This window comes from Paenilisteria newyorkensis (genome assembly GCF_000766145.1).
GTDB lineage: Bacteria > Bacillota > Bacilli > Lactobacillales > Listeriaceae > Listeria_A > Listeria_A newyorkensis.
Map to the genome: position 1 here is coordinate 269,576 of NZ_JNFB01000035.1, position 9,639 is coordinate 279,214.

10 protein-coding genes are annotated in these 9,639 nt (G+C 43.9%); 3 read left to right on the forward strand and 7 right to left on the reverse strand.

What is annotated here, in order from left to right; translation table 11 throughout:
- Positions 1-4: 4 nt before the first annotated feature.
- Both rsmH and mraZ read right to left on the reverse strand, forming a co-directional pair.
- Positions 5-940, reverse strand: coding sequence for a 16S rRNA (cytosine(1402)-N(4))-methyltransferase RsmH (rsmH, locus tag EP58_RS12000; RefSeq protein WP_036093715.1), 936 nt, complete (start codon positions 938-940; stop codon positions 5-7).
- A gap of 19 nt (positions 941-959) precedes the next feature.
- Positions 960-1,391 (reverse strand): division/cell wall cluster transcriptional repressor MraZ, encoded by a 432-nt coding sequence (gene mraZ, locus EP58_RS12005; RefSeq protein WP_036093716.1) that lies wholly within the window; start codon positions 1,389-1,391, stop codon positions 960-962.
- A gap of 275 nt (positions 1,392-1,666) precedes the next feature.
- On the opposite strand from mraZ, the gene EP58_RS12010 reads away from it, so the two are divergent.
- Complete coding sequence (locus tag EP58_RS12010; RefSeq protein WP_036093718.1) at positions 1,667-2,407, forward strand: ankyrin repeat domain-containing protein; 741 nt, start codon at positions 1,667-1,669, stop codon at positions 2,405-2,407.
- 58 nt (positions 2,408-2,465) lie between these two features.
- Here EP58_RS12010 and EP58_RS12015 read toward each other — a convergent pair whose 3' ends face one another.
- A complete protein-coding gene (locus EP58_RS12015; RefSeq protein ID WP_036093719.1) occupies positions 2,466-3,713 on the reverse strand; it encodes an MDR family MFS transporter in 1,248 nt (415 codons plus the stop codon).
- A gap of 102 nt (positions 3,714-3,815) precedes the next feature.
- Between EP58_RS12015 and EP58_RS12020 the strand changes: the two genes are divergently transcribed.
- Positions 3,816-5,546, forward strand: coding sequence for an ABC transporter substrate-binding protein (locus EP58_RS12020; RefSeq protein WP_036093771.1), 1,731 nt, complete (start codon positions 3,816-3,818; stop codon positions 5,544-5,546).
- Here the strand turns inward: EP58_RS12020 and EP58_RS12025 are convergent.
- The 4 genes from EP58_RS12025 to EP58_RS12040 all read right to left on the reverse strand — a co-directional run bounded on the left by EP58_RS12025 (position 5,543) and on the right by EP58_RS12040 (position 8,108).
- A complete protein-coding gene (locus tag EP58_RS12025) occupies positions 5,543-5,908 on the reverse strand; it encodes a DUF3397 domain-containing protein (RefSeq protein ID WP_036093772.1) in 366 nt (121 codons plus the stop codon). The genes EP58_RS12020 and EP58_RS12025 overlap by 4 nt on opposite strands.
- A 14-nt stretch (positions 5,909-5,922) precedes the next feature.
- Positions 5,923-6,813 carry a 2-dehydropantoate 2-reductase gene (locus EP58_RS12030; RefSeq protein WP_036093721.1) on the reverse strand — a complete coding sequence of 297 codons (891 nt, stop codon included), beginning with the start codon at positions 6,811-6,813 and terminating at the stop codon, positions 5,923-5,925.
- A gap of 494 nt (positions 6,814-7,307) precedes the next feature.
- Entirely contained in the window at positions 7,308-7,484 is a 177-nt protein-coding gene (rpmF, locus tag EP58_RS12035; protein WP_036064226.1) for a 50S ribosomal protein L32, read from the reverse strand.
- Between the two features lie 96 nt (positions 7,485-7,580).
- The gene (locus EP58_RS12040; protein ID WP_036093722.1) at positions 7,581-8,108 is read right to left on the reverse strand and encodes a YceD family protein; all 528 of its coding nucleotides are present in this window, start codon (positions 8,106-8,108) and stop codon (positions 7,581-7,583) included.
- A 265-nt stretch (positions 8,109-8,373) separates the two neighbouring features.
- Here EP58_RS12040 and EP58_RS12045 point away from each other — a divergent pair, with 265 nt between their 5' ends.
- Positions 8,374-9,558: a nucleotidyltransferase gene (locus EP58_RS12045; RefSeq protein ID WP_036093725.1), complete on the forward strand. Its 1,185-nt coding sequence runs from the start codon at positions 8,374-8,376 to the stop codon at positions 9,556-9,558.
- The last annotated feature ends 81 nt before the right edge of the window (positions 9,559-9,639 follow it).

The window sequence follows — 9,639 nt, forward strand, 5'->3', positions numbered from 1 at the left end:
CTTCCTAAATATTCCGTTCCACCACTCTAAGTTTCGCTGAACGCGCACGGTTGTTTTCTGCTAGTTCTTCCTCAGACGGGAGAATCGGTTTTCTTGTTACTAACTTCATCTTTGGCTTATATTCATCTGGAATAATCGGTAACCCTGGCGGCAGTTCTGGTCCTTTCGCTTCCTCTGTGAACATTTGTTTTGTAATACGATCTTCTAAAGAATGGAACGTAATCACGCTGATTCGTCCGCCCGGTTTCAGTAAATCCATCGCCTCTTTCAGCGAATCCTCTACTGCGCCAAGCTCGTCATTCACTGCAATCCGAATCGCTTGGAAAACCCGTTTTGCCGGATGTCCACCTTTTCGCCTTGCTGGTGCTGGAATCGCGGCTTTAATCGCATCCACTAATTCCCCAGTCGTCTCAATCGGCGCCACTTCACGCCTGCGCTCAATCTCACGCGCCACTTGCTTCGAAAATTTCTCCTCGCCATAACGGAAAAAAATACGCACAAGATCTTCATAGCGCCAATCATTCACGACATCGCGTGCCGTAAGTTCTGCCTCTTGATCCATTCGCATATCTAGCGGTGCATCCTGATGATAACTAAATCCACGTTCCCGTTCATCTAGTTGCGGTGACGAAACACCTAAATCATACAAAATCCCATCCACTTCGGTAATCCCAACTTCTAGCAATGCTTCCTTAATATATCTAAAGTTGCTTTTGATAAACGTGACCTGTCCTTCGTATCCCTTTAATCGCTCTTTGGCGTGAGCGAGCGCCTTGTTATCTTGGTCAAACGCGAATAAATGTCCTTTTTCTGAAAGCTGACTTAGTAAGTAAGCGCTATGCCCTGCACCACCGAGTGTGCAATCCACATAAACCCCATCCGGCTTGATATTCAAATTATCCACCGTTTCTTTTAACAATACTGTCTCATGTTGGAACATCTTTATGCCCCTCCTCTTTTTAAATATCAAAGCCAATCATATTTTCGGCAATATCGGCGAACGATTCTTCGGCTTCATCAAAGAATTTATCCCATTCCGACTTGCTCCAAATTTCAATACGACTTGCGACCCCGACAATCACCGTCTCCTTCTCGAGTTCCGCATAGCTTGTTAAATTGGACGGAATATTTATCCGACCCTGCTTATCAAGCTCACATTCCGAAGCCCCAGAAAAGAAAAAACGGGTAAAAGAACGAGCATCTTTTTTAGTCAGTGGGAGCGTTTGAATCTTCTCTTCTACTTTCGTCCACTCATCAAGCGGATAAGCAAAGAGACATTTATCAAGCCCTCGGGTAATGACAAATTGATCCCCTAATTGTTCACGGAATTTAGATGGCACGATTAAACGACCCTTTATATCAATGTTATGTTGATATTCGCCCATGAACATAGTCCATCCCCACTTTCTTATAAACAACTTTACCACAACTCCCCACTTCGCACCACCAAAAACTAAAAAAAAGCGTAAAAAAGAGACTACTCACAAAAAAGAAGTCTCTCAATCCACGTTATAAAGCCAATTTATCATTCTAAAAAAAAGTGGGTGTTAGTGGGGCACACGGTAAGATAAATAACAGAAAATAGTAGTAACAACATTTTAAGCCCCAGTTAATCTCCAGTTTATTTTTATATGGCATACTTGAGGGTAAAGAAGGAGGTCATCCGATGGCAAAATTCATTCTCATTCTCACGACACTCTTACTCACCGCCTGCTCGAATGTCAACACGGAAAAAACAACCACCAATACGCCAAAATCCACAGTAAAAAAAGAAACGGAGGAGAAAGCCATGCCGAAGAAAAACACGGCAGATTTAAATCAAGCCTTGCTCCAAGCGATCGAGACAAACGATATCCAGCAAATCGAAACACTGCTACAAGAAGGCGCACAAGTAGATACGGTAAATACACGCGGCGAAAGCGGTCTACTCGTCGCAACGCATGCGAACAATATCCCAATGGCAAAAATATTTCTCCAACATGGCGCCAATGTCAATTTGCAAGATAAGATAGAAGATAGTCCCTTTTTATACGCCGGAGCAGAAGGTCGGACGGAGATTTTGAAATTAATGATTTCGCACCATCCCGACTACACGCTAACAAATCGCTTTGGAGGAACTGCCTTGATTCCAGCCGCTGAAAAAGGCCACCTCGCCAATGTTCAACTGCTTTTAGCCGAAACGAGCATCGATGTGAATCATGTAAACAATCCTGGCTGGACGGCACTTTTAGAAGCGATTGTGCTCTCTGACGGTGGCAAAACGCAGCAACAAATCGTGCAAGCCTTGCTGGAAAACGGCGCAGATCCAAATATCGCGGATTCAAGCGGCGTCACACCACTTGCGCACGCGAAGCAACAAGGTTATGACGCCATTTCCAATTTATTATTAGCTCATGGCGCCAAATAACACGAAAAAGAAGAGATAACTACCGAAATAATTACCTCGGTCGTATCTCTTCTTTTGGCTATTCTTGTTTCACCGTTCTCGTTGCAGGCCTAAGCGCCCAGAACGTCATCATCACGCCAACAAGCCCGCAGAACAATATGAATAAGGCCATGCCATACTTTCCAATATACGGTGAAAACATCAGACTCCCAGCTCCAATTAATTTGCCAATTTGAAAAACAAAACCGTTAAACGCCATGTAAGTTCCGCGCATCGAGTCCTCCACAATATCTGCAAGAATAGTTTGCCGCGTTGGCACGTAAAGCAGTTCCCCGACAGATAAAATAATCGTGGCACCAAAAAGTACCCACACGCTATCCGTAAACGCACATATCGCGAACCCTAACGCAAAAATCATAAAACCAATATACATCCATTTTTGCAAACTGCGATCCCGAACCCATTTTGCAATCGGCGCTGTGAAAAGCACAATCATCATCGTGTTGACCAATGTCAAAATACTGACTAGCTTCACGCCATCAAATGGTATATTTCCAAGCCAACCGAAGCTATATATCATCGGCGGAAATACATCAGCTAGCCGTACCGAAATAAAATTATTGCGCTGAAATTCAATCGATAATACCGCGATTCCTCCCGCTGTGAACCATAGAAAGCGCGCATCATACAAAATCTTCTGATAACTCCGAAACAAACTTCTTATCCCCGCATCACTAACCGCATTATTCCCGTGCTGTTCCAACGTTTCCGAAATCAGCGTAATCGTCAGCCATGTCGTCACAAGCGACATCACGAGCAAACCGATGAGCAGTTCGAATAAATAACTCTGGAAAAACCAGCCGCCGATAACGACACCAATCATCACCGATAAATTATTCGCCCAGTAATTAATCGAATACATGTAAGCCCGCTCCTCACGCGTACTCACATCAATCAACATGGCGTCACTGGCAGGAATCGTAAACCCTTGCGATACCGCAATCAAAAGCAATGCTACAAACGTCAACCACGGCGACACCATCCAAGGCGAATTCACGAACAGCATCAATGCAAACGCCCCAACCTTCACCCACTCTCCCCAAACCATCAATTTTCGCCGTCCAATATGATCCGCCAAATGCCCGCCATAAATACTCGCTATAAACTGCACAGCAATGTTGATCATCAATAAAATACCCGCGACACCAATATTAATCTCCTTCGCAAAATAAATCGCCATAAACGGAAATACCATCGAACCAATCAGTTTACTCAAAAACGAAATACCTATCCGCGCCTTGATATTGGGATGCAATGTACGAAACATTGACTTCACCTCCTAAACATAGTATAACTAGTTTTAAAAAGGAGAAAAAGGGATAATATCATATTTTTTTGTCCCCTTTTATCATTAGAAGGAGGTCCTATCATGCGCGATCTTGCCTATTACGATATGCGTGCTTTTTTATCGGAGAGACAAATCGGCGATACAGCCACATTTCGTCTGAACGAACTAGCTGAAAAATGGGAATGTAGCGACAAAAACGTCAAGCGAAAACTTAAAAAATACCAAGAACTCGAATTTTGCCAGTACCAGCCTGGTCGCGGACGCGGAAACGCCTCCCAAATAACCTTCACACAGAGCTTCCAATCAGAAATCGAGGACTTTATCCGTACCGCAGTCGAGCAAGAAAATCTGGATAAACTGCTCACCCTTTTACAGCTAAATATTCCACGCGAATGGTTTAGCGCCGTATCCTCCGAAATGAACGAGCTATTTGGACTTCATACCGAAAAAGGCGATCAAGATATACTGCGCCTCGTCATCGCCCGCCCATTTAGCATTCTTGACCCGCTGCACACATCGATTAACATGGAAAGTTCCCTACTTCTTCAACTCGGCGACCCACTCGTTCGTTTCGACACGACGACAAACACCGTCATGCCTTGCATCGCGCACCATTGGAAAAGGGAGAATAATAGCACAACCTGGACATTCTACATCAGAAAAGGAATCCCATTTCATCACGGCAGAACATTGACGAGTACCGACATTCGCCACACCCTTGAAAAAGCCATGCAAAAAGGAACCGTGACTCATTGGTATCTAAGGGATATCGCGCGCATCGAGCTCCCATCCGAAAACAAAATCACGATTCACCTTCGCACCCCTAATCCCTTTTTCATTCGCTATCTTTGCTTGGGAAATCTCGTCATCCTGCCGCACGACATCCCATTCGACGAGTATAAATGGATCAGCACCGGCGCCTTCAAAATGACAAAAAGAACCTCTCAAAAACTGATTTTAGAGGCATTCGATTCTCATTTCCTAGAACGCCCATTTCTCGATCGCATTGAGTTCTGGCTCGTAAAAGATCAGGCTAATCCCGCCATCACCGTTACAAATATGGGAAACCCGGACAATAACGACTACACAGACCACGCAACAAGAGATTATGGCGTCAATATTGTCACCTTCAATTTCAAGCACTGCACTTTTGCACATCAGCCAGCATTCCGCGAAGCCTTTTACCACTTACTAGACCCACAAAGAATGCTTCACGATTTAGAGAATCACGAAGAAACCGAGGCCTCCAGCTACTTTTTCCATAAATCCAGCCCGCAAAAAAGGGATTCGAGTAAAATAGAAGCATTGTTGAAAACCGCCCAGTATAACGGTGAAACATTGCAATTTGCGGTTCTCTCACACGCAAAAACAATTCGCCAAGGGCATTGGATAGTGGAGCAAGCTACCAAATTTGGCATTTCCCTTGCGTTGCGAGTGATCGATCTCAGCTCTGAATTTTATCAAGCCAGTCAATGGGAAGATGTCGACATTGCTATGAGCGCCGATGTCCCAAGTACTGATATTGAGATTGCGTTTATGGACTTTTACGGAAATCCTAATTTGGCCCCGCAACGTTTTTTGGCAAAAAAAGAGCTCCAACACATCGAGGAGCTACTACATCAAGCGCGACAATGTGCCGAATTCAGTGAGCGCGATCATTTTTACGACCAAATAGAGGACTTTGTACGCGATAATCACCTGCTCCTTTTCCTGGAACACCTCACCAAACACCAATTCATCCACGCCACGATCAAGACCGAAGACAAGCACGTATTCGGCCACTTAAACTTGAAAAAACTATGGATTGACTAGAAAACTAATAAAATACTCTTCACGATTCCTGTCACGAATAGCAATAAATACAAAATCGCGAAAGCAAAGAAACAAATGCGCCAATAGCCACGAATCACTTTGCGAAAATTAATATCCCCTTGCGACTTGGCGTAGAGCGCGACAAATAGAATACCGATCAAGAATAGCAACAATAAAATATAGAGCAAAAATGACTGATCAAATAGCACAATCATGAAGAAATGATCCGCTAAAATCAGAAAGAACGTCGTCACATCTGCGCTTCGCTTCACCGCTTTGGGCGTTCTTTTTGTCATATATTGCGTCACCATGAAGGTCACTGTAAAAATAAGTACTGGGGCGACAATAACAAGCGCCGTCATATTTGTTAACCAATTCACTGTAAGTATTCTCCTTCTAGCCCTTTCACCAGGCCGTATAATGTTTCAGAAATCGGCGCTACTTTTCCTTGTTCTTGCGCAAGTTTGACGACTGCGCCTGAAATACTCGCAATCTCCGTTTTTCGCTTCTCTCGTACATCTGTTGCCATCGAGGAAAAGTTAGCCGATGTCGCCTTACATATCGCCGTCACTTTTTCTAACGCATTCTCCAGGTCCAGTATATCCGCGACTTCCCGCGTCAGTTTTACCAGGAGTTCATTCCAAGATTCATTATGTATCAAAGCACCATTTTGCACGCCAAGAACGGCTGTCAACGGATTAATCACCGCGTTCGCCAATAACTTATTATAAACCATTTCTTTAAAATCTGCTTGCTGTAAAAAGGGAAAGGCGGGATTAGACATCATGATAGGATATAACGCCTCATTTGGCTCCCCTCGATAAACGGCCCAATTCGTTTGGCCTGCCCCGCGCCAGACTACCGTTGTAGCATCAATTTTCCCAGCACCGTGTTCACATGTCCCAAGTAGGATGTTTTTTTGCGGTAGATTGGGAAGTAGAGCTAGGTGCGCTATGCCGTTTTGTAAGAATAGCAGTGGAGTGTTTGTCGGGATTCTCGTGAGGGTATCCATCAAATCTTCTAGTTGGTAGGATTTCACGGTTATGATGATGAGATCCACTGCAGTGAAATCAGCCTCGGTGATGGGCGTTGCGTGGACATCGGTATGGGTCTTTACCCCATCGACAACGACTGTTATCCCGCCTTTTTTCGTGATAATGTCGGCTTGTTCCTTCGTTCTTGTGTAAAGCGTCACGTTTGTTCGCAATAGACCAGCGTATAAAAGTCCCAAGGCTCCTGCGCCAATAATGCCTACTCGATAGGTCATGTGGTTCCCTCCTCTTTTATAGCTTGGCTCTATTTTAGCAAAATTTTGTGTATTTTGCATTTTTGATGGTACGTTTTTTTAGGTATGATTGGTGGTTTGATTTTTTGGGACTAAAAACTACTGGGGTTTATGTGTTCAACTATGTTTGGGTGGTATAGAAAATCTGGTTTTCAGTTTCAATATTTTTTTCGTGGGGATTCTTGGTTTGGTGTTTAAGAGCCACTGGGGGATTACATGCTCGCTTTGCTCTCATGCATATTGAGGCTCTTGGTTTTCAATCTTATTGTTTGTTTTGTCGGGATTCTTGGTTTGGTGTTTTAAGAGCCGCTGGGGGATTACATGCTCGCTTTGCTCTCATGCATATTGAGGCTCTAATTCAGCATAGTACGCTTCATAAGAGCCTCAACAACAATAAAAAAACCGAGAAGATCCATGGCGTCTTCTCGGTTTTTTTATGTGACAAGCGTACGTATCGCTTGCTTTGTTCACGCAATTTAGTTGCTTTCTACTACTTCTTTGCCGTTATATTGACCACATTCAGGACAAATACGGTGAGAAAGTTTGTACTCGCCACAATTAGGGCATTCAACCATACCAGGCACTTGTAATTTGAAGTGCGTACGACGCTTGCGTTTTTTTGCTTTAGATGTTCTTCTAAAAGGTACTGCCATTTCCATACACCTCCTTCGCGACTTCAGGATATCTCCTTGATCGCAATCCATCTAAGAAAAATTTCTTTCTCTTAAAATATATTCCAGCTCTTAGAATTAGTCTTCTTTCTTATCAAAGAAATCGGCTAATCCTGCAAGACGAGGATCCACTTTCTTTTCTTCTTGTTTTGCTTGTTGTTCCAGCTCTTCTTCTGTTATCACGTTCCAATCGTTTCCTTCTGACAACGCGTTCTCCACATTATCGCTGTAAACTTGCATCGGAATCTCCAACAAAAGTAATTCTTCAATCACTGGTAACGCATCAATTTTATCGCCGTCCATCATATGATGTGTCTCGTCCAATACCTTCTCCTCTTTGTTCACATACGTTTCCACAGATTTGATATGATACGGGTAAATAACATCTTCAAACGTTCTGGCACATGGTAATACAAAGGTTCCGTCTAAAACAAGATCAATCAAAACCGAATCTTGACGCACCGAAATGTCCCCAGAAACCTTTACTAGGCTCGCTGAACGAACATCGTGATTGTGCTCTTTCAAGTATTCTGTCACATCTATTTCCTGCTCAAACGGCACTTTCTTACCGCGGTATTTCTGTAGTTGAATTAATGACCATTTCATCGTTTATCACTCCAAGCGCAACAAAAAATATTATAGACTTTTCTAAGCCTTTTGTCAATCCCTATTTCCTAAGCGAACCATGTTCTCCCGCCCGATTTTGTGGTATTCTGGAAGTAATCAGAAATAACGACCAGCGAATTTCTTTCAAAACGGCTCACTTACTCAGTCTAACATGATTTACGTGCCAAACTCAAATGGAAGACTCAGCTAGTTTTTTAGAGCGCATCGTTTTACTCGATATTATTGTGACATGGAGTTGATAAAAATGAAAGCAACTGGCATTATCGTGGAGTATAATCCATTCCACAACGGGCATTTATTGCATTTGCAAGAAGCCAGGAAACAGACGCAAGCTGATGTTGTCATCGCTGTTATGAGCGGCTCTTTTTTGCAGCGAGGCGAACCGGCACTCTTGCCAAAATGGGAGCGTGCGCAGATGGCCGTTGACGCGGGTGTGGATCTTGTCGTGGAACTTCCTTTTCATTTTGCGACACAACAAGCCGCGATTTTTGCGAACGGAGCCGTCGAAATCTTAGATGCGCTAGGTGTGCAGTCAATCTTTTTTGGTAGTGAAAATGGGGATGCGAATGCTTTTAGCTCTGCGGCCAAGATACTGACGGAACAAGATGTCCCTTTTAAAGCTGCTATGCGACGTTTTTTGGATGATAAGAAGAATAGTTATGCAACAGCCTGGAATGCCGCTATTCACGAACTAGCGCCCGATTTGACGCTTGATTTAGCGCAACCGAATAATATTCTAGGATTCCATTATGCGCGCGCAATCGCTGAACAGGGAAAAGCCATTGAAATCGCGACGATGGCGAGGCAAAATGCGGCCTATCACGACGAGAATCCAACGCACCATTCTATTGCGAGCGCCACTGCTATTCGAACGATGCTACTAGGAAACGACTGGAAAAAAGTCCGCCAATACGTTCCCGATACCACCTTGCGCCTTTTACAGAAGTTTCGCGAAACGCATTCCTTTGTCTCCTGGGATGATTTTTGGCCACTGCTGAAATACCAACTTGTTACCGCACCCATCTCCCAGCTTCAGAGCACACGCGGCGTCTCAGAAGGCATCGAAAACCGATTACAGCAAGCGGCACTTCACGCGACCAATTTTGACGAATTTCTGGCTGCAACAAGAACGAAACGCTATAGCAACGCACGCATCAAACGCACAGCCTTGCAAATACTAGCGCAACAATCGGAAACGACGACGACGCAAAACTACATCCGACTTTTAGGCATGTCAACCACTGGACAGCGATATCTCGGCCGAATCAAAAAAAACATCGCATTACCAATCATCAGCACCGCCTCCAAAGCAAATCCTGCCTTGATTGAAAACGATATCCGTGCAACAAAACTATATTCCTTCGCACCGACGCTAGAAAACCAGATTTTGCGCGATTTTCATACATCTCCATACAGAAAAAATCCTTAATCAGTGTACTGAACCCCAAAAGTTGGACCAAATTTAATTAGACTTCTTGGCTGGCCTGAAGACGGTATTCTACCGGACTCA